We start from the raw sequence: 23,701 nt of genomic DNA on the forward strand, positions 1-23,701 counted from the left end.
CCCCCGCCGGCGTGGCCCACCAGGATCCGGGCCAGCAGCCGGCCGATGCGGCCGAAGCCGTAGAGCACCACGTCCGTGCTGGTGCGCTCATCGGCGCCGCGCTTGCCGACGATGTCCGCGAGCTCAGTGCGCACGAAGTCCTTCAGCTCGGCGCCGTCACCCTCGTTCTTGAACTTCACCAGCAGGCGGGCCAAATCCACGGAACCCGCGCCGAGGTCCAGCTCGCTCATCGCCTGCAGCACCGGGAAGGTCTCTTCCAAGGGCAGTTCGGCGTCGTCAATCTGGCGGGCGAAGCGGTGCGCCTTCAGGATGCCCACCACGGACTGGTTGATCAGGCTGCGCCCGTGGATGGAGGTGACTACGTTGTTTTCGCGGTACAAGCGCCCGATCATGGGGATCATCGCTTCGGCAAGTGCCTCGCGGTTGGTCCACGTATCCAGGGCCGACTCTGACATCTGGTTCACAGAATTACCTTCCTACATCAGCCGGGTTCTCCTTCGAGCCCGGTTGTCACCGCCGTGGATTTTCACGACGACGCCGGGTGGCCCGACAGTCTGTCCGGCCACACGGCACGCCACCGCCAAGTGCCGGCGGGAAGCTTGCGGATCGGCCCGTTCCCGTCGCCGACCCTCGATCGGCGGCGGCTAAGGCCTATCCATTGTCCATTCTAGAGACTACGCGGAGCAGGGATGCACCGTTACAGGTGAACTGCCTCACGTTAGGATGCGTTGACCTTTTGGCGGCTGGTACGTTCAACCGTCCCCGAATAACCCCTAACGACATGAGTGGATAGGCGTCGAATGACATTCTCGAAGACGGGCAACGCCAGCATCACAACGGTAGCTGCGGTCAGGGCAAGGCTGAGGGCCAGGACGCCAGCACTCCCCAACAACCCCTGAAGCGGGGGAAGGAACGCTCCAGCGGTCAGGACGAGGAATCCGTGCAGCAAATAGATAGCCAGGCTGTGCCGGCCCCACCGTGCGAGCGTGCCGTCCCGATCTGGCGACACGCTGACGAGGACACATATTGCCACCGCCGCCAAGAGAAGGAGGCCTGCTCTCGTCGCGATCCCTGCGGGATCCGCAACGTCAAGCCTTTCGAAGCTGAACGAGCCATAGAACCACTGGTGCGGAATCTTCAGGCTGTACACAAGCCACCAGCCGGCCAAGGCTGACATAAGCGCAAACCCTTTCCAGACCACCGGAGCCGCTGCCAGCGCTCCCACCAGACGCTTGCCGTATGCAGCTCCCAAGACAAAAAATGGGAGGAAGACCAGCGTCCGGGATGCTGACAGGGAATAGCCGAGCCCGTCCAAGCTTCCAACACACACCGCGATGGCGATCGACGAAATGACCGCAGCCCGGGGGAACCGCAAGACCACGGGGAGGAGCAGAAGCCACCACGCCATCCCCAGCAAAAACCACAGGATCCAGAACGGTGTATCAAGGGAGAAGTTCCGGTCGAGACCCAGCAGCCGGACGAAAACGAAATACGCGGCTTGGAAGGCCACCAGAATCACCGCGAACGTTCCAATCCGCTGACCCAGCCGCGTGGTCTTGGCCGTCACTCCAGCCAGGAACACGAAGGCCGGCATATGGAACATGTAAATCCCGGTCAACGCCAAGCGCGTACCGTCCGCACGCCAAGTAGCAGTGGCTTCCAGGAAGTGGCCAAGCACAACGGCGAAGATCAGCAGTCCCTTGGCCGTGTCCAGTCGGTGGTCTCGCAAAGTCGGCGTGGCGGGCATCCGGACATCCTACAGGCGGTGGTCCCTCCGCTCAGGGACGCACCGCCGTCGGCGGTTCAACGGATCAGGCTTTGAAGATGTCCTGCCGGACGCCCATGATGATTCTGTCGCCAGGATCCGCGGTCTTGAGGTAACGGACCACGTTCTGGAGGTCCAGTGCGATGCAACCCGCCGTCGGTACGGGATTGGCGTGCAGGAAGATGGCGAACCCCGCGCCCTGCTTGATGGTTTGCCCCGGCCCGCGATTGTAGTCGATCACCGCGCCCTGGCGGTAGTCACCGGTGGGCAGGCGCATGTAAAACCACATGTTCTCGTCCGGCCACCGTTCGTAGCCCACGGAACCGGCTTCGTAGTACTTGTTGTAGGAGGAGCCGAGCGTACCGGACCATCTGGACCGCTTGTTCAGCTTCTTGTACTTGAGGTCCGTGCCGGGGTTACCCTCACCGAATGCCTCATGGACTGTGAAACTGCCCTGCGGGGACCACCGGTACTGGGTGTGCCCGGATGCCACTCCAGGGCGCTTGAACCCCTGGAGTCCCACGGTCGCCTTGCCCGTTTTCCATTCCTGCTTGTAGACGGAGCCAACCCGCACGCAGTTGATAAAGCTGGCCTTGGAGGTTCCGTACGTCTCCGCGATGGTGAAGGAGATCCGGTTGGCCCAGTTGTGAGCGTAGCGGGTCTTGTGCGCGCCGATGGCCCAGCACTCATTCTTCGGGTACATCACGGCGCCCACCCGGGCCGCCACCAGGGAGCCACCCTGGAAAACCTGCGTGGTCTTGCCGCTGCGCTTCACGGCGTCCTGCAAGGGGTAGCCCAACGTGCCGTTCTGGCTGCCGCGGGCCGTCCAGCTGTAATTCATCTGTGCAGTCAGGATCCTGGCGCCAGTAGAGGGCGAGTACGCGACCGTCCCCTTCTGGAAGAACTGGACACATCCCCGGGACTTGAGGCCGCACTTCAGGTCCGCCGTCGGGTAGCCCATGGTCCCGTGTTCATATCCTGCGGCCGCGAACTTCTTGTAGGTCGGGTGCTGGAGGTCGGTGCTACGTGCACCGGTTTTCGCCGTCCAGTAGATGCCGATGCGCTTGGTGCTCTTGGAGGACGGCTTGTAGGTACGGACGCACCCGTTGTCCACCAGGCGGCAGTTGAAGTCGTTGACGGCCACCAGGTTGTGCAGCTTAGCCTTCGCCTCGATGGCCTTCTTGCCGGCGACGATGTGCGGGGGCGTGTAGCTGATGGTGCCGCCCTGGAATTGCTGCGAGGCGCTCTTGTCGGGGGCAGTCTTCATGTCTGCGATGGGATAGCCGTACTTGCCGTTTTCGTACTTGGCCGCTTGGAATGCCTTGTAGATGGGGTGCTTAAGGTCCACGGCGTAAGCGCCCGTCGCCGTAGACCAGTAGATACCGATCCGCGCCGTCCCGCCGCTATCCGTGTAGGTACGGACGCAGCCGTTGTCCCTGAGCGTGCAACGGAAGTCGTTGACCGGGCTGAGCTTCAAGGCCGTGGCCTTCGCGGCGATAGCCTTCTGCCCTGCTGCAATATGTGTCGGCTCTTCTGTTGCGGGAGTTTCCTGCGGGGTGCTCTGTTGCCCGAGCGCCTTAGAAGGCTCCCCCGGTGTTTTCCCCGGTTCTGCGGGCGGCACCGACGGCGTCGGGGTCGCGGGAACGGCTTGCTCCTCCGACGCGCCGCTGGATGGATCCGCCGGAGTCGAAGGCGAAGAAACAACGTTGGTTGGTGTCGGCTGCGGTTCCGAACTCGTTTCCCCGACTGGGCCCTCGGTCGGAACGGGGCTTTCGCCGTCGTTCGGCAAGGTGTCCGCTGTTGGATCAACGGGAGCGGGCGCTTGGGAAGACTGGACGGCCGGTGCCGCCTCCCCGGAAGCGAAGGCTGGCAGCGTCGAGGCAAGCAGCGTCGTGAGGACTGCTGTTGTCAGGCCAACGCGCAGCATGGAGCGCAGCGAAGCAGGCGACAGCGAAGGGCGGTTCATAGTTCCCCCGGCGATAGATGCAGGCTGGCGATGGAACCAGCTGAGACTGTACCGACCACTGTCGTCCTCGACCCGTGAGATGTAAGTAGAACGCCGGTGAAGTGATTCCGGGCCGCGACAGCCACTAGCCTCTGGAAGGCGGCCAACAGCTGGAGCAGTTGGCAACCGTGCCTAAAGCATTTGCCCCAGCGCCTACCCGGAATGGGACGGGTTGGTCTGTAAGCCGGGTTCTGTCACCTGCGGCAGTTGCCCGCCGCCGGGTGGCGATCATCCATCTAGGAGCACCGTTGCCGGTACCCTCAAGCGGCCTACCCGGACACTCGGGCGAGCAGCCCTCGAACGTGCCCTGTCTGGCCTTGCTCCGGGTGGGGTTTACCTAGCCGTCCCGGTCGCCCGGGTCGCTGGTGGTCTCTTACACCGCCGTTTCACCCTTACCAGGCCCTGCCAAGCAGTCCTGGCGGTCTGTTTTCTGTGGCACTTGCCTGCGGGTTTCCCCGAGTGGGCGTTACCCACCACCCTGCCCTGTGGAGCCCGGACTTTCCTCGGCGGACTCGTCCTCGCGGACAGCCCGACGCGATCGCCCAGCCAACCCGTCCCGCCTTCAGGATACGGCCTGCCCGCCCGTGACCCGTAATCCTCCCGCTTCTGCCGCTTTCCATCGGGAACGACGGCGGCGGACCGCCTTTCGTTCGGCAGCGCCATCCGACGGTAGGCTCTTACGGTGCTGATTCTTCTTCCGCCTTCCGAAGGGAAAACCGCCGCCGCGAAGGGACACCCGTTCGAGCTGCAGGACCTGCGGTTTCCGCAGCTGAACCCGGCCCGCGAGGAAGTGCTGGCGGCCCTGGCCCACGTCAGCCGGAGCCCTGAGGCGCTCACCCACCTGGGCGTCGGCGCCTCGCTGGCTGCGGAGGTGGAACGCAACACGCGGCTGCACGACGAGCCCTCCGCCCCGGCGCACACCGTCTACTCCGGTGTGCTCTACGACGCCCTCGGTTACCGATCCATGACCGCAGCACAAAAACGCAAGGCGGACGCCGCCGTCGTCGTCATCTCGGCGCTGTGGGGCGCGATAGGTTTTGCCGACAGCATTCCGGCCTACCGGCTGTCCATGTCCGTGGGCCTGCCGGAAACAGGGAAGCTCGCCTCCTATTGGAAGAAGCGGCTCCCCCAGGCGCTGGACGCCCATGCGGAGGGCCACCTGCTGGTGGACTGCCGATCGAGCACCTACGCCGCCGCGTGGACTCCCGACCCCGCCCGGACGGTCGTGGTCAACGTTTTCCAGGAGCGGAACGGCAAGCGCACCGTGGTCTCGCACTTCGCCAAGCACACCCGTGGCGAACTCGCCCGGCACTTGGTCACGAGGCGCGGCAAGGCGCCCGAGACGCCGGCCGCACTGTTGAAGGCGGCGCAGGAAGTTTGGCAGGCGGAACTTGTCGAAGGCACGGCCCGGAAGGCGCACGCGCTGAACGTCATCCTAGAGCCGTAGGCTCAACTCACCGGGCCCGTGCCGTGACCTAGGGGCGGCTACCGTACCCGAATACCCCGCTGACGCAGGAAAGTCTTAGCGCTTGCGGGCCAAGACCCTTGCGATCTCCGGGTCTTCGCGTTCAAACTTGGCCAACCCTGTCCCGGACTGTTGCTCGAAGACCTCGAAGCCGGACTCCTGAAGCTTCCGCAGGGTTTCAGCTGCCGGGATGAACCTGCGGAAGGACCGGAACCGGGCCTTCTTACGACTGGCGTCCAGTTCGGTCCGATGTTCCAGAGCGACGACGTCCCCGGGGACCGCCGCCGATGCCAGTTGTTCGAAGAACCGCTGCCCCTCGATCTCCGTTAGGCCGTTCAGCAAGAATCGCGCGTAAAACAGCACGGCGCCGCTGTGGCGTACTCCGTTCCTGAGCGCTGCCAACCGGCCGTCCTCCAGCACGTCCCCCTCGATGACCTCTACTCCCTGCCGGCCGCCAACATGGGCATGCGCTGCAGCAACGGCGTAAGTGCTGGCGTCGATCGCAGTCACTGGCAATTTCTTGTCAGCAAAGAAGACCGAGTCGCGGCCGTTACCGCTGCCCACGTCGATGACGGACCCGATGCCGGTGGCGCCCGAATTTACCCACTGCGCAAAGCCGGATGGCGAGGTGACAGCGTCGTGCGCGTAGAAATCATCCATGGCGAGGCGCGTCCGGTCCGTGTAGCTCAACAGAGCTTCGGAATCACGTCGCCTTCGCGCATCTTTCCAACGGAAATCCGGGTTTGGAATGCGCCAGTCGTCGCCGTACACGTGTGCCACGATGCGTTCCGGGCGGTGCGGCACGTTCACCGGGTGACCACTCAGGGTCGACTCCTGCACCGGCAGAAAGTCCGTTGTGGGGACTTCCTCGACTCCGACCGTGCCGAAGGGGAAGCCGACAAACCCGTTGGGTTTGAGAAACAGGTGGGCGATGTCCACCATGTCGCGAGAACCGTGCCTGTCCCGAACGGCGATGCATGAAGCCTTTGGCGTCACCTGGTATCCGGCGGCTATGAGTGCCCTGCCCACCCGTATGAATTCCGCGCGGGCTTCATCAGCCGTGGCTGTCTGGCTCAGGTAGGCGCAGTCCATGTCCTTGTCATGAGGAATGAAACCGTTTTCGCGCACGTAGCCAAGCAGTGTGCCGCTGTAGAGGAACGCCTGGCTGCCGGTGACCTCCTTGATCACTTTGGCAACCTCCCCGTACAGACTGAGCACTCCGTCCTGCCAAACAATGTCCTCGTTCTTGGGGAGCGGCCTGATCTTGCCCGCCCTGTCGAAGGCTTGTCCCTGGGCGAACCTGCGCTTCAGTGCCTCAACGTCTTCTTTGCCGTTTCGCAGGGACGGATGGGATGTTCCCCCCGAGGGCATTCGCAATGCCTTATCGCCGTACCGGACCGAGAGCGCGTCCGACTTTTTTGCGAACCGCCAGAGGTCGTACACACCGAACTCAAACGTCTTACGACCGTCAGAATCCACTTGGACGGGGGCAGTCATCACAGCCAAATCGTTAATGTAAAGCGTGACGTTCCCATCCACCAGTTCCGGCCCGGTGGCATGAACCTCGCCACCGATGCCGTCGATGGCAAGCAGAGTCACTTCTCCGACGTCCGATCGGAGAAATTGGCGATACAACTTCTTGACGCTCTGAATCATCGGACGAGTATACGTTATGAGTTCGTGTCCTGCTCGTATTCGAAGTTCAATCCAATCGCTCGAAGGACGGTGTAAGGGCGGCACTTGTTCGACGCCCTTCTAGCTGCCCCACTCCTCCGAGCGGATGAGGATGCAGCCTGAGTCGGGGCAGAAGACGATGTCGTCCGGTGCGGCCTTGCGGATGTCGGCCAGGTCGCCGGGGCTGAGCTGCATGCCGGAGCCCTCCGACTTGCCGTGGAACAACCGGGCGGCGCCGATGCCCCGGTGGGCCAGGGTCTTTTCGTAGACGGCCAGCAGGGAGGCCTCGAAGTTGCCGGCCACTTCCTGGCGCTCAGCGGCTGCGGCGGCACGTTCGCTTTCGATACCGGCGAGCTCTTCGTCGCGGGCGCGTTCCAAACCGGCCAGTTCTTCGCGCAGCTGGTCGTTGGCCTGCTGGTGCTCGGCCTGGCGGGTGCGGAGCCCCTCGAGGCGCTCCATCACTTCCAGCTCCACGTCTTCCAGGTCGCTGCGGCGCTTGTTCAGCGACACCAGTTCGTGCTGCAGCGCGGTCAGGTCCTTGGGCGAACCCGCTCCGCTGTCCAAGCGCTTCTGGTCGCGTTCGATCCGCGACTGGACGGTTTCGACGTCGCCTTCGGCGCGCTTCAGCTCGCGTTCGGTGTCCGCAATCTCCGTGTTCAGGGCGACCAGCGACGAGTCGGCGGCCGCAAGCTTCTCCACCAGCGCGTCGATGTCGGCATTCTTGGCGGTGGCTGCAGCGCGGCGGCTCAGTTGGGTGAGCTTGCCGTCCAATGCCTGCAGGTCGAGCAACCTCAGTTGCTCGGAAGCCGGTGCCTTCGCCATGTACGTCCTTTCAAAACGCTGCGGAACCACTGCGGTTCAGCCTCGTCCAAGCCTACAGTCCGGACGAAGCGCTGCTACCCCGGAGTCAGGACGAAATCCCACGGATCGGTGTTGGTGACGCTGACCTTGACTTCCACCGAGTAGCCCTGGTCGGCCAGGACATTGTCCAGCGCCACGGACGCCGGCGTCAGCCACAACCATTCACTGCCGAAATGCGAGACGTCAATGAGATACGGCCGGCCGTCCACGGCCCCCTCCCGCGCTTCGGACGCCGGGTGGTGGCGCAAGTCGGCCGTGACATAAACGTCCGCGCGCGACGCGCGGACCTGATCGAGCAGCGAGTCGCCGGCACCGCCGCACACGGCCACACTGCGGATAATCCCGTTGCGGTCGCCGGCCACCCTCACTCCCCCGGCGACGGCCGGCAGGATGCTGAATACCTGCTCGGCGAACTCGCCCAGCGTCTTGGCCTCGGCCAGCTCCCCCACCCGCCCGATGCCTTCTTCCGGCAAGCCGTTGTCGGCCGGCGAGAGCGGCCGCACGTCCCGCAGCCCGAGCGCGTCGGCGAGCACGTCGGATACGCCTCCGACGGCGCTGTCAGCGTTGGTGTGAACCGTGACCAAGGCGCAGCCGCTTTCGATCAGCCGGTGCACGGCGTCTCCCTTGAAGCTGGTGGTTGCGACCGAGTTGACCGGCTTCAGCAGCAGCGGGTGGTGCGTGAGCAGCAGGTCGGCGCCCCACTCGATGGCCTCGGTGATCACTTCGGTTGTCGGATCCACGGCGAACATGATCTTCTGCACGGCGGAGGAGGGCCGGCCGACGACGGGGCCCACTGCATCCCATTGCTCGGCGAGCGATTCGGGCCAGAGCTCTTCGATGGCCAGGAGCACATCGCCCAGCACCGGCGTCGTCGGCCGCGCTTCGTCCCGCGCCGAGGCTTCGGTTCCCTCGGCGGCTTCGGTTCCTGCGGGGACTTCGTTTCCTTCGGGGGTTGCGCTTCCCTCGGGGGCGTTGGCGCCCTCGGGCTTTGCGTTTGCCTCGGCAGCCTGGGTTCCCACGGGGCCTTCGGTGCCTGCGGGGCCTTCGGTGCCTGCGGGGGCTTCGGCATCCCCGGTGCGGAGCTGTTCATCGACCATGAATCCTTTTCTACCCCATCCGCGGTGGCCAGCCCACCAGCCGCCGCCCGCGTTCGCGGCCCGGGAACATTCGAGGGGTCCGTGACATTGTTAAGCCATGAAGACTTTTGTGCTTGGCGGTGGCTGCTTTTGGTGCCTCGACGCGGTCTACAACAGGACGCGCGGTGTCACGGAGGTGGTTTCCGGCTACACCGGCGGCCACGTGAAGAGTCCCTCCTACGAGGCGGTCTGCTCCGGAACGACGGGGCACGCAGAGGTGGTGGCCGTGACGTTCGACGAAACGGTGGTGCCCGAGGACGTCATCTTGGGGATGTTCTTCGCCTCGCACAACCCCACCACCCTGAACCGCCAGGGCTACGACGTCGGGACGCAGTATCGCTCGTCGATGTTCTACGTCGACGACGAACAGAAGCGGACCTTCGAGGCTGCCATCGAGCGCGCACAGTCCGACTGGCAGGACCCCATCGTGACCGAGGTCGTGCGGCTGCCCGATTTCTATCCGGCGGAGGAATACCACCAGAACTTCTACGCCAAGCATCCCGATGCCGGCTACTGCCAGGTGATCATCAATCCGAAGCTGGCCAAGGCCCGAAAATATTACGCCGAATGGCTCACCGCTTAGCTCACGGCTCGCCGCGCTGACTAGTGTGGAAGAAGTTTTGTTACCCCCATCTGTAACGGCCCGAACGGCCAGAAGGCAGGAAAACATGGCCCCGATTTACGACGACGTCACCCAGGTTGTGGGGCGCACCCCGCTGGTGCGCCTGAACCGGCTCACCGAGGGCCTGCCGGCCCAGATCGCCGTGAAGCTGGAGTTCTACAACCCCGCCAACTCGGTCAAGGACCGGATTGGCGTGGCCATCGTCGACGCCGCCGAGAAGGCAGGTGCGCTGAAGCCCGGCGGCACCATCGTGGAGGGCACCTCCGGCAACACCGGCATCGCGCTGGCCATGGTAGGGGCAGCCCGCGGCTACAAGGTGATCCTGACCATGCCGGAGACCATGTCCACCGAGCGCCGGGTCATGCTGCGCGCCTTCGGTGCCGAAATCGTGCTGACCCCCGGTTCCGAGGGCATGCGCGGCGCTGTGGAGAAGGCCAAGGAGATCGTGGCCAACACGGAAAACTCCATCTGGGCGCAGCAGTTCGCCAATGAGGCCAACCCGCTGATCCACCGCACCACCACCGGCGAGGAAATCTGGGCCGACACCGATGGCCAGGTGGACATCCTGGTGGCCGGCATCGGCACCGGCGGCACCATCACCGGCGCCGGTGGCCTGCTGAAGGAGCGCAAGCCCGGCGTCCAGATCATCGCCGTCGAGCCGGAAGACTCCCCCATCCTCACCGGCGGCAGCCCCGGCCCGCACAAGATCCAAGGCCTCGGCGCCAACTTCGTGCCGGAGGTGCTGAACACCAGCGTCTACGACGAGGTGCTGGACGCACCGACGTCGGCGTCGGTCGCCGTCGCCCGCGATCTGGGCATCAAGGAAGGCATCCTCGGCGGCATCTCCTCGGGTGCGGCCGTGTGGGCGGCGCTGGAAGTCGCGAAGCGCCCGGAGAACGCCGGTAAGCTGATCGTGGCCGTGGTGCCCGACTTCGGTGAGCGCTACATTTCCACGATCCTGTACGACGACATCCGCGGCTAACCAGCTTCCCCTGCCGCCGAGCGGCGCTGTTCAAGCAGAAAGAGCACATGGGTTTCCTAGCGCGACTGCGTGAAGACCTCGAGGCCGCCCGGTCGCACGACCCGGCGGCCCGGGGCCACGTGGAGAATTTCCTGGCCTACTCCGGGCTGCACGCCATCTGGATCCACCGGCTGACCCACAGGCTGTGGGCCAAACCGTCGCTGCGGCTGCCGGCCCGGCTGATTTCGCAGGCGGGACGCTTCCTGACCGGCATCGAAATCCATCCCGGCGCGACCATCGGCCGCCGGTTCTTCATTGACCACGGCATGGGCGTGGTGATCGGCGAGACGGCCGAAATCGGCGACGACGTGATGCTCTACCACGGCGTCACGCTCGGCGGCCGTTCGCTGGACAAGGTCAAGCGCCACCCCACCATCGGCGACCGGGTGGTCATCGGTGCCGGGGCCAAAGTGCTGGGTCCCGTGGTCATCGGGGCCGACAGCGCCGTCGGTGCGAACGCCGTGGTGGTCAAGGACGCTCCGCCGGAATCGATCATCACCGGCATTCCGGCCACCTTCCGGCACCGCGATCCGCAGCGCGAAACCAAGCCGGCCGTCGACCCGGCCGAATACATCGACCCGGCGATGTGGATCTAACGTCCACTGCTGCCCGATAAACGTTGAACCTGACGAGAGGACAAGCCGTGGGCGAATCGATCCGCATCGGCATAGCCGGCTACGGAAACCTGGGCCGCGGCGTGGAGGCCGCGGTAGCCAAGAACCCGGACATGGAACTGGCCGGGGTCTTCACCCGCCGATCCCCCGGGGACCTTGCCACGCTGCGCGAGGAGACTGCCGTATACGCCATGGACGACCTGGCCGCCCACGAAGACAGCATCGACGTGCTGATCCTGTGCGGCGGTTCCAAGGAGGACCTCCCGCAGCAGGGTCCGGTCATGGCGGCCCGCTTTAACACGGTGGACAGCTTCGACACGCACGCCCGCATCCCCGAATACTTCGACGCCGTCGACGCGCCGGCGCGGGCCGCCGGGAAGACAGCGCTGATTTCCGCCGGCTGGGACCCCGGGATGTTTTCCATCAACCGCGTGTACGGGGAGGCCCTCCTGCCCGACGGCGATACCTACACCTTCTGGGGCCGCGGGCTGAGCCAGGGACATTCCGACGCCGTCCGGCGCGTTCCCGGTGTCGCTGCCGGCGTGCAGTACACACTGCCGTCGGAAGCCGCGATTGAACAGGTGCGCGACGGCAGCCGCCCGCAGCTGGAAACGCGGCAGAAGCACACGCGTGAATGCTTCGTGGTGCTCGCCGACGGCGCCGACCCCGCAGCGGTCAAGGAAGCCATCGTGACCATGCCGCACTACTTCGACCAGTACGACACCGAGGTCCACTTCATCACCGCCGAAGAACTGGCCCGCGACCACAGCGCCATGCCGCACGGCGGGATGACCATCCGCAGCGGCAACACCAGCGACGAACACGCCCAGGTCATCGAGTACGGACTCACGCTGGAGAGCAACCCGGAATTCACCGCCAGCGTCCTGGTGGCCTACGCCCGGGCCGTGCACCGCCTGCACCAGCAGGGCCGGTTCGGCGCGGTCACCGTCTTCGACGTACCGCCCGGCCTGCTCTCCCCCAAATCTGCGGCGGAACTGCGCGCTGAGTTGCTGTAGCAACTCGTCGCGGTCTACCGGTAGGCTCGACCATCGATCCTAAGAGGCCCCTCTGCGCGGAGCAGAGGGGCCTCTCGCTGTCTGTCAGGGTTTCTCGGGCTCCGATGACGCCGTTGACTGCTTATGCCGAATGATTGAGTATTATTCGGATAACTCCTCAACCTGACGAGGAGCTTTCTCTTCCGTCTGCTCTGTTGTCATTCCTGTTGGGGGAAATTCTTGAAAAGACTGCTTCAGCGCGCCGTTACAGTTTCAATGGCCACTCTTTTATTTACTGCACCAATAACACTCGCTCAGGCTCAGGCGAACCCAGTCGGCGTTACCGTCGCTTCAACGACAGCGGTCTCCACGGCAGTCGTGAAGGCAACGATCACGGGTGCCCCGAAGTCCTCAACTGTGGCCAGCGGCAAGACCCATAGCTTCAACGTCAAGGCAGTCGGCAGCAAACTCAGGTATCAATGGCAGGTCAAAAAACCTAAGTCCTACAACTGGGTCAAAGCCACCGGAGCTTCTGCCAAAACCCACACTCTCAAGGTCAAGGCCTCGGCCAGCCTTAATGGAGCCCAGTACCGCGTGATCGTCTCCAACTCCCGCTCAAAGATCACGTCGAGGAGCGCCACGCTCACCGTTGTCACCTCACCCAGGATCACAACCGAGCCCAAGAACGTGACCACTCCGGCACGATCGAAGGTAACGCTTTCAGTCAAAGCGAGTGGCGGAGCCATGTCATACCAGTGGCAGCGTAAGGCAGGATCCAAATGGGCGAACATTTCCTCGGCCACCAGGTCAACCCACACCTTCACAACTCCCTCCGGACAGTCAGTAACCGAGTACCGCGCCGTCGCGGGCAACAAGGCAGGAAAGGCAACTTCCAACAGCGTGAAGGTCACGACCGTCGTCAAACCGACGGTTAAGATCCCGCGTTCGATTGAGACCACCACTGGCCAATCCATCACTATCAAGAGCCAAGCCACGGGCGGATCCCTGTCCTACGCGTGGGAACGTGGGGTCGAAGGAACCGACGGAAAGGTCTCGTGGAAGAGGATTTCGGGAGCAACAAGCGCGAACTACACGTTTACCGCACGGTCGAAGAACGAACTGGATACCTACCGGGTCATAGTAACGAACAAAGCCGGAAAAGCGACCTCAGCAGAAATGGTGCTGTTTGTACGATCGTCGAGGTAAGACCCCTTCGCTATCGACAAAATATTCACTTTGCCTGACTGGAACGTGCTGTTCTTCGAACCACGTCAATACCCAAGCAACACAGAGTCAGGAAAAGCGGATCTTTACGTGGAATTGCTCTTGGGTAACAGCAGCGATTCCACCATGGATCCGGCCGACTGGATCGTCGTGGAATACATCGGTGCAGACGGGAACACCTACGACGACTCCGGGTATACGGTAATAGATTCCTATCTCGACATGGGGCCGCTGCTTCCGCCGACGGTGGACGTTGATTCCTCCATTGGTTACGGAGTGGTTTTTGCCGATGTCCCGGCCGCTGCAGTCAAGGGCGGAGTCTGGCGCATCACCGATTGGTACGACGACTCCGTTGAGTACGTCCAAGGATTCTAGGTGCCTGAGCATTATTGCTCGTACGATTAACCAGTAAATCATTTTGGTTCCGGGCTGCGCCCGGGAAAGTTGGGGAAATTGAAACTCGCACCTTACGTGCGTGGCGCCGCTGCGTTCGCAGCCGCTGCCTCGCTCCTTCTAGGCTCCGTCACTGCCGCAACCGCGGCTCCCGTCGAGGCCGTCACAGCGGTGACTGGTCCCGCCGTCGGGGCGACGGTCCCGACGCCTGCGCCCGAAACGAGCGTGGCGATCAAAAATATCGGCAGCCCGGTTGCCCCCGTCAACGGCACTGCAACGGTGAAGCCCACGGTTGCCGCCACCGGCTGGGTCACCGTGACAGCCAAGACCATCACGGTTAAGCAAGGCAGCAAGACCGTGCTCAGGAACAAGAAGAGCGCGAAGCTCAAGGCCGGGACCTACTCGGTTGCCACAACCGTGAAGTACAAGACGTACGCAGAAGTGGACGGCCAGCGCGTCTACTCGAACCTCAAGACGACGTCGAAGACGCAGAAGCTCGTGGTCCGCACTGCAGTTGCGCTGAAGACCATTGCGGGAAAGAAGGCTCCTTACAACGGCACGGCAACCATCAAGCCGAATGTTTCGTCTGCCAAGGGCGTGAAAGTCGTGTCCAAGACGCTGACGGTGAAGGCCGGCAGTAAGACCGTAACCAAGAACAAGAAGTCGGTTTCCCTGCGGGCCGGCAGGTACAAGGTCACCACGACGGTGAAGTACCGGTTGCCGTCCTCGACCTACACGCGCACCGCGACGAAGACGCAGGCTCTCACGATCACGGCCGGAAAGAAGCCCACCCGAAGTGCCCCCAACGGACACTATTGCCCGGCCGGATACCCCATCAAAGGCAATCAAAGCTCCTCGGGCGAGTGGATTTATCACGTCCCAGGCGGTGGCTTCTACTCGCGCACCAGCCCCGAAGAGTGCTTTGCCACGGAAAGTGCAGCTCGGGCTGCCGGCTACCGCGCTTCGAAGCGATAGCCGGACTCAAACCTGAGACAATCGGCCCCTCCTCAACTCTCCGAGGAGGGGCCGATTTCCGCTTAACGGTGCGGTTTTAGCCCGCCGGTCGTGCGGTTCCACGGGTGTCCTGCCCTGTTGCGTCGCCCATGGCGCCGATAAACTCGCCCCCAGGGCACCAGACCGGGAGGGCAAGCACCACATGTATCAGGAAACAGCTCAAAGATTACGGGCCCGGTTACGGCACGAGAAGGACGAATACAGCCACGGAGAGCACCTGCCGCTGGGCTCTTTCCTGATGTTGATGGGCGTCCACGGCACAGGACTGGCACTGGGGACAGCCGCCGTTCGCCGCTCCGGCCGCACCGTGCCGGACGCGCCCCGGTGGAGCGACCTGGCGCTGATCGCCGTCGCGACACACAAGCTCTCCCGACTGCTGACCAAGGCCCCGGTCACCAGCCCGCTGCGGGCTCCGTTCACTTCCTTTGAAGGACAAAGCGGAGCAGCCGAACTGGCCGAAGACGTGCGCGGCACCGGACCGCAGAAAGCCATCGGCGAACTGCTGACGTGCCCGTTCTGCCTGGGCCAATGGGTGGCCAGCGGCTTCATCTTCGGGCTGTTGCTGGCTCCGAAGCCAACCCGCTGGGCGGCCGCCCTGCTCACCGCGGAATTCGGATCCGACCTCCTCCAGTTCTTCTACTCGAAGGTACAGAAGTCGGCGGCGTAGTTTCCGACGAAAGCGGTGGCAGCCGACGAAGCCCCCAACCGCAAGAGTCGGTTGGGGGCTCCGGAAGCTCCTCAGGCGGCTGTCCGCCGTCCGAGTCAGTGCGTGTCGACGGCGGAGACCTCCGACTTGTCGCCGCTCCACAGGGTGTGGAAGGTGCCTTCCGCGTCCGTCCGGCCGTAGGTGTGTGCGCCGAAGAGGTCGCGCAGGCCCTGGGTCAGGGCGGCCGGCAGGCGATTGCGGCGCAGCCCGTCGTAGTAGGCCAGCGAGGAGGCAAATACCGGTACCGGGATGCCGAGCCGGACGGCGGTGGCCACGACTCGGCGCCACGCCGGGACTGCCTGGCCGATCGCATCGGCGAAGGCCGGGGCGAAGAGCAGGTTTTCAGGCTTTGAGTCGCCGGCGTAGGCCTTCATGATGTCGTCCAGCAGCTCGGCGCGGATGATGCAGCCGGCGCGCCAGAGCGAGGCGATCTCATCCAGCTTCAGATCCCAGCCGTACTCGCCCGCTGCGGAACCGAGCATGTCGATGCCCTGGGCGTAGCTGACCAGCTTGGAGGCGAACAGCGCCTGGCGGACGTCCTCGACGAAGCTCTGCGGGACCTTGACGTCTTCTTCGTGTCCTGCCAGCACGTCCTGGGCTATGGCGCGCTGGCCGCGCTGCGAGGAAAGGCCGCGCGCGAAAACCGACTCGGCAATGCCGGAGACCGGCGACCCGAGTTCGAGCGCGGAGACGACGGTCCAGCGCCCGGTGCCCTTCTGCCCGGCCGAGTCCACCACCACGTCGACGAACGGCTTGCCAGTCTTGGCGTCCGTGTGGGCAAGCACCTCGGCGGTGATCTCAATCAGGAAGGACGAGAGCTCGGTCTTGTTCCACGCGGTGAAGATCTCGGCCTGCTGCTGCGGTTCCAGGCCTGCACCGGTGCGGAGCAGGTCGTAGGCCTCACCGATGACCTGCATGTCCGCGTACTCGATGCCGTTGTGCACCATCTTTACGAAATGGCCCGCGCCATCCGTGCCCACCCAGCTGCAGCAGGGTTCGCCGTCGTACTTGGCGGAGATCTTTTCCAGCATGGGGCCGAGCGAGTCGTAGGACTGCCGGGAGCCGCCGGGCATGATGGATGGGCCGAGGAGCGCCCCTTCCTCGCCGCCCGAGACCCCGATGCCGACGAAGTGCAGCCCCTTCTCGGCCAAGGCGGCCTCGCGGCGCCGGGTGTCCTCGTAGTGCGAGTTGCCGGCGTCAATGACGATGTCGCCCTCTTCCAGCAACGGCACCAACTGCTCGATGACGGAGTCGACCGGCTTGCCGGCCTTGACCATGATGAGCACGCGGCGGGGCTTCTGCAGGTTCTCCACCAGCTCCTGCAGCGACTCGGTGCGGATGAAGTCGCCCTCGTCGCCGTGGGCGGACAGCAGGGCGTCCGTCTTTTCCACCGAGCGGTTGTGCAGGGCGACCGTGTAGCCGTTGCGGGCGAAGTTCCGTGCCAGGTTGGCGCCCATGACGGCCAGACCTGTCACACCGATGTGTGCGCTCATTGAGTCTCCATGTGTGCGGTCCCCGCGGTCAGGGACGTCAGCGTACAGCCCGAGCGGGCCGTGGTTCCTCCTCAAGCCTAATCCCGACCGGCGGCACCGGCTAAGCGGGCTGACGTTAGCTATGACTCATTCGCCAGGGGCAGCCGAGGGTCGGAAGCGCAGCCAGGCGTCGATTGCGTCATCGTCCGCGTCGTCCTCGCCGGGAAAGCCCCTGCCGGCGATGGCGTCCGTGCCGGGGTCCGGGCGGGGAGTCAACGCTCGAGGCGAGGCCGCGGGCAGCCCGATTTCATCCAGCGGGTCCTGCGCCGGTATCAGGCCGACGTCCTGTTCGGAGCACGGCCGGCGGTGCGTTCCGGAGCAGGCACAACGCCGTGCCGAGACGGTGCGTGCAGGGACGAACGTGTGGCCGGCAGTCCGGCAGAACTTCTCCATTGTTGCCCCTCGTGAAAACCAGCATGATCGGTCCAGCGTTGCAGACCGGAGGCCGGTTGTAGAGAGCTTCACGGCGCCGTTGCTTAACCGTTATTGCACGACGCAGCGGCCGCTCTATCTTGGCATAAGATCGGCACAATAAGTGCCCGGCAGCACCGTTCGGCGGCTCGCGGATGGTAAGGGCGTGCGCCGTGTTTTGACCCGTATTTGCCGATAACGAGCGACACGCTTAACTGATCAATCATGGTGGTTGAGAAATGCCCACGGGTCATGGCAGACTGTGGCTTGGCGGTGGCATTGAACGCCCGGGAGCCCCCATCTCCCCGGTTGCTGCACCGCTTATCCCCTGGCAGTTCCGTTGATCCCCCATCTAACGGCTGCCCCGAAAGGCACTGTCCCTCGCGGGACAGTGCCTTTCCCTTTGGACCTGTGTGCCGGCTGTGATCCCCGAGACGAGATTCCTCGCGAGCGACGAGTATGGCTGACAAGTTTTTCACGTGCCCGGTAGATGTCCCGCACGCGACCATGCAGCGGCACGGCAGGACGGCGTGTCCTTGCCGGGCGGTGCGGAAGATAGGGCCGCCGGGCCGGGTGTCGGATTCGCGGGAAAGGGGCTTCGACGCGGTCGAATGCTGCGCGCGGACGAACACCTTATCCGGCATCTGCAACGCTGAGGGACAGCCCCGCCCATCCCCCAACAGCGGGCGGGGCCGTCACCTCATCCATCCGGTTCCACTGCCCCCTGCAGCGGCCACCGGGAGCCCCACGTTACACCGGCAGGCGCCCGCTGGACCTCAAGATTCACTTAGGAATCGAAGCCTGAAACGCAGAAACCGGAGACTGCGGCTCAGCCCGGCCAGTGGAGCCGGGCACGAAAAAACCCCGCATTCCCAGGCGTCTTGCCTGACAGTGCGGGGTTTGTTCGTGGGTCCTACCGGGATCGAACCGATGACATCCACGGTGTAAACGTGGCGCTCTACCAGCTGAGCTAAAGACCCGTTGTAATGTCGAAAGCGGGACCGCGGAGCGTTATCCGCCGCAACATCACGAGGATTTACTCTACCGGATAAACCGGCGTGAACGCCAACCAAATTTACGTGCGGATCAACACGATGCAACCTGTAACCTGAGACCTCCCTCAGGGGCAACAGCCGGCGCATCGAAGGGGCGGCACGGTCCTCCTGGCCGGTCTCAGGCCGGCTTCTGGAGCCGGCCCGGCAACTCCGCCGCCAGGTGGCCAAGAGCCTCGGAGACGCCCGTTTCCAGCTTCAGGTCGGCCAAGTCGTCGCCGCGGGTAGGGCCGCGGTTGATGATCACCACGGGTTTGCCCTGTTTGGCGGCGTGCCGGACGAACCGCAGGCCGCTCATCACGGTGAGCGAGGACCCGGCAACCAGCAGCGCCTCGCCGTCGTCCACCATGGCGTAGGCCGCCGCCACCCGGTCCTTGGGGACATTCTCGCCGAAGTAGACGAAGTCCGGCTTGAGCATGCCGCCGCAGACCAGGCAGTCGGCCACGACGAAGCGGGAGGTGTCGGCGACGTCGGCGTCGGCATCCGGAGCGACATCGCCGGCATCGCCGGCGGCGGCGTAGGCGGGGTTGAGTTCCTCCAGCCGCACCGCCAGCGAGGAGCGGCTGGTCACGTCCCCGCAGTCCAGGCAGATCACCCGGTCGAAACGCCCGTGCAGGTCGATCACGTTCACGCTGCCGGCGTCCTCATGCAGCCGGTCCACGTTCTGCGTGATCAGGCCGCTGAGCAGTCCGTTCTGCTCCATCGCTGCCAGCGCGTAGTGGCCGAGGTTGGGCGCGGCGTGGTGCATGTGCCGCCAGCCGATGTGGTTGCGCGCCCAGTAGCGGCGGCGCAGGTCCTCGTCGCCGACGAACTGCTGGTAGGTCATCGGTGCGCGCGGGACGGAGGTGGGTCCGCGGTAGTCCGGGATGCCGGAATCGGTGCTGAGGCCAGCGCCGGTCAACACGGCCAGACGGTGTCCAGCCAGGATCTCGAGCGCCGGCCGCAGCAACTCCATGGCGGCTAGAGCTCTTTCAGCACGCGGTGGTATTCCTGGATGTCGCGGGCTTGGCTGCGGGGATTGCGGATCACGTGCCGCAGGATGCCTTCGGCGTCGATGATGAAGGTGCCGCGCAGCGCCATGCCGGAGTCGTCGTCGAACACGCCGTAGGCCTTGGCCACGTCGCCGTGCGGCCAGAAGTCGGCCAGCAGGTCGAACTCGTAGCCCTCCTGCTCCGCGAACGCGCGCAGGGCGAACTTATGGTCAACGGACACGGCCAGCACGCGGGCATTCTCGCTGCGGAAGAGGCCCAGGTCGTCGCGCAGCTCGCACAGCTCGCCGGTGCAGATGCCGGAGAAGGCGAACGGGTAGAAGACCAGCACGACGTTCTCACCGCGCAGGGCAGAGAGCCTGACGGGTTCGCCGAACTGGTTGGCCAGCTCGAAATCGGGTGCGGGCAGCCCGGTCCGGGGTGCGTCCGCGGTCACTTGTTGGTCCGCTTGCTGACCAGCCGGGTGGCGGCCCAATCGCCGGAGACGCCGGCGGAAGTGGTCACGTGCAGGCCGGCGGTAGGCGCCGCTTCCTGGACGTCGGCCGGCGGCACGTAACCGTCCCGGCCGGACTTCGGCGTCAGCACCCAGACCACTCCGCCCGGCCCGAGGGTTGTCTGCGTGTCGACCAGCGCGTCCACCAGGTCGCCGTCGCCGTCGCGCCACCACAGGATCACCGCGTCCACCACGTCGTGGTCGTCCTCGGTAAGCAGTTCGGAGCCGGTGAGGTCCTCGATGTCGTCACGCAGATCGAAGTCCACGTCCTCGTCATAGCCGAATTCCTGGATCAGGTCCCCGTCTTTGAAACCCAAATTGCCTGCCACATTCTCTACCGCGGCGGCTTCGGCCTCGCCCACTGTGCTCCTCCTGTATGGAACGTATTGATTCACCCCGCCGACGGCGATGGGCGTGTTGCTAGTTACAAGCCAACACCCTAATCGCCGTCGCTTCAAGCCACCCGCAGGACGCTGCCGTTTTTTGCCGCGCCGCTGGGCCGCTTTACGCCTCTTTCTTAAGGGACGACGGCGGGCGCCCGCGGGGACCGGCGCCGGTGGGTCCGACGACGGCGACGGCGGGGCGGCCTCCGACGTCGTCGTAACAACTGGCACGGCCGGCTCCGGCTGCGTTGTAATGCCGTGAACAGTTAGAGTGGCACTGAAGAATATCTCCCGGCCGGACCATGCGCCGGGTCGCTATGCCACGTAAGGCGCAGACACAATCTGCACGTATGAGAGGTTGGACGTGAGCGCAGGAGAAGATACCTCGCACATCCTGAGCGGGCTGACAAGCCAGCTGCCGGATCGCGATCCCGAAGAAACCGCCGAATGGATAGAGTCCTTCGACGGTCTGGTGGAGAGCCAGGGCACCGAACGGGCCCAGTTTATTGTCCGCTCCATCCTGCAGCGTGCGGGTGCGCAGAGCGTCGGCGTGCCGATGGTGACCACCACGGACTATGTCAATACCATTCCGGTCGACCAGGAGCCGGAGTTCCCGGGCGACGAGGAGATTGAGCGCCGCTACCGCGCCTGGATGCGCTGGAACGCGGCCATGCTGGTGCACCGGGCCCAGCGTCCGGACATCGGCGTGGGCGGACACATCTCCACCTACGCCGGCGCGGCCACCCTCTATGAAGTGGGCTTCAACCATTTCTTCCGCGGCAAGGACCACCCCGGCGGCGGCGACCAGGTCTTTTTCCAGGGCCACGCCTCCCCCGGCATGTACGCGCGCGCCTTCCTCGAAGGCCGGCTGTCCGAGGAGGACCTGGACGGTTTCCGGCAGGAGAAGTCCCGCGAAGGCCACGCCCTGCCCTCCTACCCGCACCCGCGCTCCATGCCCGAGTTCTGGGAATTCCCCACCGTTTCCATGGGCATCGGCCCGGCCAACGCCATCTACCAGGCGCAGTTGAACCGCTACCTGCAGAACCGCGGGATCAAGGACACCTCCGACCAGCACGTCTGGGCCTTCCTGGGCGACGGCGAGATGGACGAACCGGAGTCGCGCGGCTTCCTGCAGCTGGCAGCCAACGAAAAGCTGGACAACCTCACCTTCGTGATCAACTGCAACCTGCAGCGCCTCGACGGGCCGGTGCGCGGCAACGGCAAGATCATGCAGGAGCTCGAGGCCTTCTTCCGCGGCGCCGGCTGGCATGTCATCAAGGTGACCTGGGGCCGGGAGTGGGACGAACTGCTCGCCAAGGATCATGACGGCGCGCTGGTGGACATCATGAACTCCACCCTCGACGGCGACTACCAGACCTACAAGGCCGAATCCGGCGGGTTCGTCCGCGAGCACTTCTTTGGCAAGACCCCGCAGACCAAGGAAATGGTCGCGGACATGACCGACGAGCAGATCTGGAACCTCAAGCGCGGCGGCCACGACTACCACAAGGTCTACGCCGCCTACCGCGCCGCCACCGAGTTCAAGGGCAAGCCCACGGTGGTCCTCGCCCAGACGGTCAAGGGTTACGGCCTGGGCACGCACTTCGAGGGCCGCAACGCGACCCACCAGATGAAGAAGCTGACCCTGCAGGACCTGAAGGACTTCCGCGACCACCTGCGCATCCCGATCTCCGACGAGCAGCTCGAGGCCGATCCGTACCGGCCGCCGTACTACCGGCCGGGACCGGACACCCCTGAGATCAAGTACATGATGGAGCGCCGGGCCGCGCTCGGCGGCGCCGTGCCGGAACGTCGGACCGCGCACCAGCAGCTGCACCTGCCCGAGGACAAGGCCTACGAGGTTGCCAAGCGCGGCTCCGGGAAACAGCAGGCTGCCACCACCATGGCGTTCGTGCGCCTGCTGAAGGACCTGATGCGGGACAAGGAATTCGGTGCCCGCGTGGTCCCGATCATTCCGGACGAGGCGCGGACCTTCGGCATGGACTCGTTCTTCCCGACCGCCAAGATCTATAACCCCAAGGGCCAGAACTACCTGTCCGTGGACCGCGACCTGGTCCTGGCGTACAAGGAATCCCCGCAGGGCCAGATCCTGCATACCGGCATCAACGAATCCGGCTCCACCGCCGCCTTCACCGCCGTCGGTACCTCCTACGCCACCCACGGCGAGCCGTTGGTGCCGATCTACATCTTCTACTCGATGTTCGGCTTCCAGCGCACCGGTGACTTCTTCTGGGCCGCCGCCGACCAGATGGCCCGAGGCTTCGTGATCGGCGCCACCGCGGGACGGACCACCCTGACCGGCGAGGGCCTGCAGCACGCGGACGGGCATTCCCCGGTCCTCGCCTCCACCAACCCGGCGGTCGTCACCTATGACCCGGCCTACGGGTACGAGATCGGACACATCATGCGCGACGGCCTGGAGCGCATGTACGGCGGGAACCATCCGGATCCCAACGTGATGTACTACCTGACCGTGTACAACGAGCCGATCCTCCAGCCCGCCGAACCGGAGGAACTGGACGTCGAGGGCCTGGTCAAGGGCATCTACCTGCTGGCTCCGGCCAAGGTCGACGGGCCCCGCACCCAGCTGTTGGCCTCCGGCGTGGCCGTGCCGTGGGCGCTGGAGGCCCAGCAGCTGCTGGCCGATGACTGGGGCGTCTCCGCCGATGTCTGGTCGGTGACCAGCTGGAACGAACTCCGCCGCGACGGCCTGGCCGCCGAGGAGGAGGCGTTCCTGAACCCCGGCGCCGAGCCGCGCAAGCCCTTTGTGGCCCAGCAGCTCGAAGGGGCGACCGGCCCGATCGTGGCGGTCAGCGACTACATGGCGGCCGTGCCGGACCAGATCCGGCAGTACCTGCCCAACGAGTTCGCGACCTTGGGTGCCGACGGCTTCGGGTTCTCCGACACGCGGGCCGCGGCCCGGCGCTTCTTCAAGATCGACAGCCACTCGATCGTGGTCCGGGCACTGCAGATGCTGGCCCGCCGCGGCGAAGTCGACCAGAATGTGCCACGGGACGCGTTCGACAAGTACCGCCTGATGGACGTCAATGCCGGCACCTCGGGCAACGCCGGGGGCGACTCCTAAACCGCGGCAACGCGCCACCCGACGGGCGGCGGACCCGGCCCTTTGCGGCCGGGTCCGCCGCCTGTTTTAGTAGGAACCACACAAAAGCCGGAATGGAGCTTGCCCGGCCAAGTGCGTATGCTCGTTGCATGCCCCACGCCCGGACCGAACCTGCCAAGACGGCTGCCCCACCGGGCACGACGGCCGCCAAGAAAACCGCGGCACCGCAGGCGCCGCCGTCGACATCCGGCGCGGGCGGGC

At 64.9% G+C, this 23,701-nt stretch carries 20 protein-coding genes, 1 tRNA gene, 1 other RNA gene and 1 pseudogene; 10 read left to right on the forward strand and 13 right to left on the reverse strand.

Annotation, left to right across the window (positions count from 1 at the left end):
* From AC5RUJ_RS01700 to rnpB, 4 genes and pseudogenes are all read right to left on the reverse strand, one after another.
* Positions 1 to 455: pseudogene (locus AC5RUJ_RS01700) on the reverse strand (glyceraldehyde-3-phosphate dehydrogenase); the annotation flags it as partial.
* 263 nt (positions 456 to 718) lie between these two features.
* Positions 719 to 1,747: an acyltransferase family protein gene (locus tag AC5RUJ_RS01705; RefSeq protein WP_494128239.1), complete on the reverse strand. Its 1,029-nt coding sequence runs from the start codon at positions 1,745 to 1,747 to the stop codon at positions 719 to 721.
* 64 nt (positions 1,748 to 1,811) lie between these two features.
* Positions 1,812 to 3,242, reverse strand: coding sequence for a L,D-transpeptidase family protein (locus AC5RUJ_RS01710; RefSeq protein ID WP_494128240.1), 1,431 nt, complete (start codon positions 3,240 to 3,242; stop codon positions 1,812 to 1,814).
* Positions 3,243 to 3,934: 692 nt separating this feature from the next.
* Positions 3,935 to 4,324: RNase P RNA component class A (rnpB, locus tag AC5RUJ_RS01715), an RNA gene on the reverse strand.
* Between the two features lie 128 nt (positions 4,325 to 4,452).
* On the opposite strand from rnpB, the gene AC5RUJ_RS01720 reads away from it, so the two are divergent.
* Positions 4,453 to 5,217 (forward strand): YaaA family protein, encoded by a 765-nt coding sequence (locus AC5RUJ_RS01720; protein ID WP_494128241.1) that lies wholly within the window; start codon positions 4,453 to 4,455, stop codon positions 5,215 to 5,217.
* Positions 5,218 to 5,292: 75 nt separating this feature from the next.
* Here the strand turns inward: AC5RUJ_RS01720 and AC5RUJ_RS01725 are convergent, their stop codons facing one another.
* From AC5RUJ_RS01725 to AC5RUJ_RS01735, 3 genes are all read right to left on the reverse strand, one after another.
* Entirely contained in the window at positions 5,293 to 6,891 is a 1,599-nt protein-coding gene (locus tag AC5RUJ_RS01725; protein ID WP_494128242.1) for a LicD family protein, read from the reverse strand.
* A gap of 99 nt (positions 6,892 to 6,990) precedes the next feature.
* Positions 6,991 to 7,731: a zinc ribbon domain-containing protein gene (locus tag AC5RUJ_RS01730; protein WP_494128243.1), complete on the reverse strand. Its 741-nt coding sequence runs from the start codon at positions 7,729 to 7,731 to the stop codon at positions 6,991 to 6,993.
* Positions 7,732 to 7,805: 74 nt separating this feature from the next.
* On the reverse strand, positions 7,806 to 8,867 hold the full coding sequence (locus AC5RUJ_RS01735) for a Nif3-like dinuclear metal center hexameric protein (protein ID WP_494128244.1): 1,062 nt from the start codon (positions 8,865 to 8,867) through the stop codon (positions 7,806 to 7,808).
* A 97-nt stretch (positions 8,868 to 8,964) separates the two neighbouring features.
* Between AC5RUJ_RS01735 and msrA the strand changes: the two genes are divergently transcribed.
* From msrA to AC5RUJ_RS01775, 8 genes are all read left to right on the forward strand, one after another.
* The gene (gene msrA, locus AC5RUJ_RS01740) at positions 8,965 to 9,489 is read left to right on the forward strand and encodes a peptide-methionine (S)-S-oxide reductase MsrA (protein WP_493999932.1); all 525 of its coding nucleotides are present in this window, start codon (positions 8,965 to 8,967) and stop codon (positions 9,487 to 9,489) included.
* A gap of 85 nt (positions 9,490 to 9,574) precedes the next feature.
* The gene (cysK, locus tag AC5RUJ_RS01745) at positions 9,575 to 10,510 is read left to right on the forward strand and encodes a cysteine synthase A (protein ID WP_493977396.1); all 936 of its coding nucleotides are present in this window, start codon (positions 9,575 to 9,577) and stop codon (positions 10,508 to 10,510) included.
* Between the two features lie 47 nt (positions 10,511 to 10,557).
* On the forward strand, positions 10,558 to 11,145 hold the full coding sequence (gene epsC / locus AC5RUJ_RS01750) for a serine O-acetyltransferase EpsC (RefSeq protein WP_493977395.1): 588 nt from the start codon (positions 10,558 to 10,560) through the stop codon (positions 11,143 to 11,145).
* A gap of 47 nt (positions 11,146 to 11,192) precedes the next feature.
* Positions 11,193 to 12,179: a diaminopimelate dehydrogenase gene (locus AC5RUJ_RS01755; RefSeq protein ID WP_494128245.1), complete on the forward strand. Its 987-nt coding sequence runs from the start codon at positions 11,193 to 11,195 to the stop codon at positions 12,177 to 12,179.
* A gap of 255 nt (positions 12,180 to 12,434) precedes the next feature.
* Entirely contained in the window at positions 12,435 to 13,364 is a 930-nt protein-coding gene (locus AC5RUJ_RS01760; RefSeq protein ID WP_494128246.1) for a hypothetical protein, read from the forward strand.
* A 108-nt stretch (positions 13,365 to 13,472) separates the two neighbouring features.
* Complete coding sequence (locus AC5RUJ_RS01765; RefSeq protein WP_494128247.1) at positions 13,473 to 13,757, forward strand: hypothetical protein; 285 nt, start codon at positions 13,473 to 13,475, stop codon at positions 13,755 to 13,757.
* A 243-nt stretch (positions 13,758 to 14,000) separates the two neighbouring features.
* Positions 14,001 to 14,750 (forward strand): sunset domain-containing protein, encoded by a 750-nt coding sequence (locus tag AC5RUJ_RS01770; protein WP_493999935.1) that lies wholly within the window; start codon positions 14,001 to 14,003, stop codon positions 14,748 to 14,750.
* 181 nt (positions 14,751 to 14,931) lie between these two features.
* Positions 14,932 to 15,456: a DUF1360 domain-containing protein gene (locus tag AC5RUJ_RS01775; protein ID WP_494128248.1), complete on the forward strand. Its 525-nt coding sequence runs from the start codon at positions 14,932 to 14,934 to the stop codon at positions 15,454 to 15,456.
* A gap of 95 nt (positions 15,457 to 15,551) precedes the next feature.
* On the opposite strand, the gene gnd is transcribed toward AC5RUJ_RS01775, so the two are convergent.
* From gnd to AC5RUJ_RS01805, 6 genes are all read right to left on the reverse strand, one after another.
* A complete protein-coding gene (gene gnd / locus AC5RUJ_RS01780) occupies positions 15,552 to 16,988 on the reverse strand; it encodes an NADP-dependent phosphogluconate dehydrogenase (protein ID WP_494128249.1) in 1,437 nt (478 codons plus the stop codon).
* Between the two features lie 126 nt (positions 16,989 to 17,114).
* Positions 17,115 to 17,420 carry a hypothetical protein gene (locus tag AC5RUJ_RS01785; protein WP_494128250.1) on the reverse strand — a complete coding sequence of 102 codons (306 nt, stop codon included), beginning with the start codon at positions 17,418 to 17,420 and terminating at the stop codon, positions 17,115 to 17,117.
* A gap of 925 nt (positions 17,421 to 18,345) precedes the next feature.
* A tRNA-Val gene (locus AC5RUJ_RS01790) sits at positions 18,346 to 18,418 on the reverse strand.
* Between the two features lie 193 nt (positions 18,419 to 18,611).
* Entirely contained in the window at positions 18,612 to 19,445 is an 834-nt protein-coding gene (locus AC5RUJ_RS01795) for an NAD-dependent protein deacetylase (protein ID WP_493999939.1), read from the reverse strand.
* 5 nt (positions 19,446 to 19,450) lie between these two features.
* Positions 19,451 to 19,915 (reverse strand): peroxiredoxin, encoded by a 465-nt coding sequence (locus AC5RUJ_RS01800; RefSeq protein WP_493999940.1) that lies wholly within the window; start codon positions 19,913 to 19,915, stop codon positions 19,451 to 19,453.
* Positions 19,912 to 20,334 (reverse strand): DUF3052 domain-containing protein, encoded by a 423-nt coding sequence (locus tag AC5RUJ_RS01805; RefSeq protein WP_493986977.1) that lies wholly within the window; start codon positions 20,332 to 20,334, stop codon positions 19,912 to 19,914. The genes AC5RUJ_RS01800 and AC5RUJ_RS01805 overlap by 4 nt, the downstream gene beginning before the upstream one ends.
* A gap of 385 nt (positions 20,335 to 20,719) precedes the next feature.
* Between AC5RUJ_RS01805 and aceE the strand changes: the two genes are divergently transcribed.
* Entirely contained in the window at positions 20,720 to 23,461 is a 2,742-nt protein-coding gene (aceE, locus tag AC5RUJ_RS01810) for a pyruvate dehydrogenase (acetyl-transferring), homodimeric type (protein WP_494128251.1), read from the forward strand.
* Positions 23,462 to 23,701 lie beyond the last annotated feature (240 nt).

Source organism: Arthrobacter sp. Y3223164 (genome assembly GCF_059091005.1).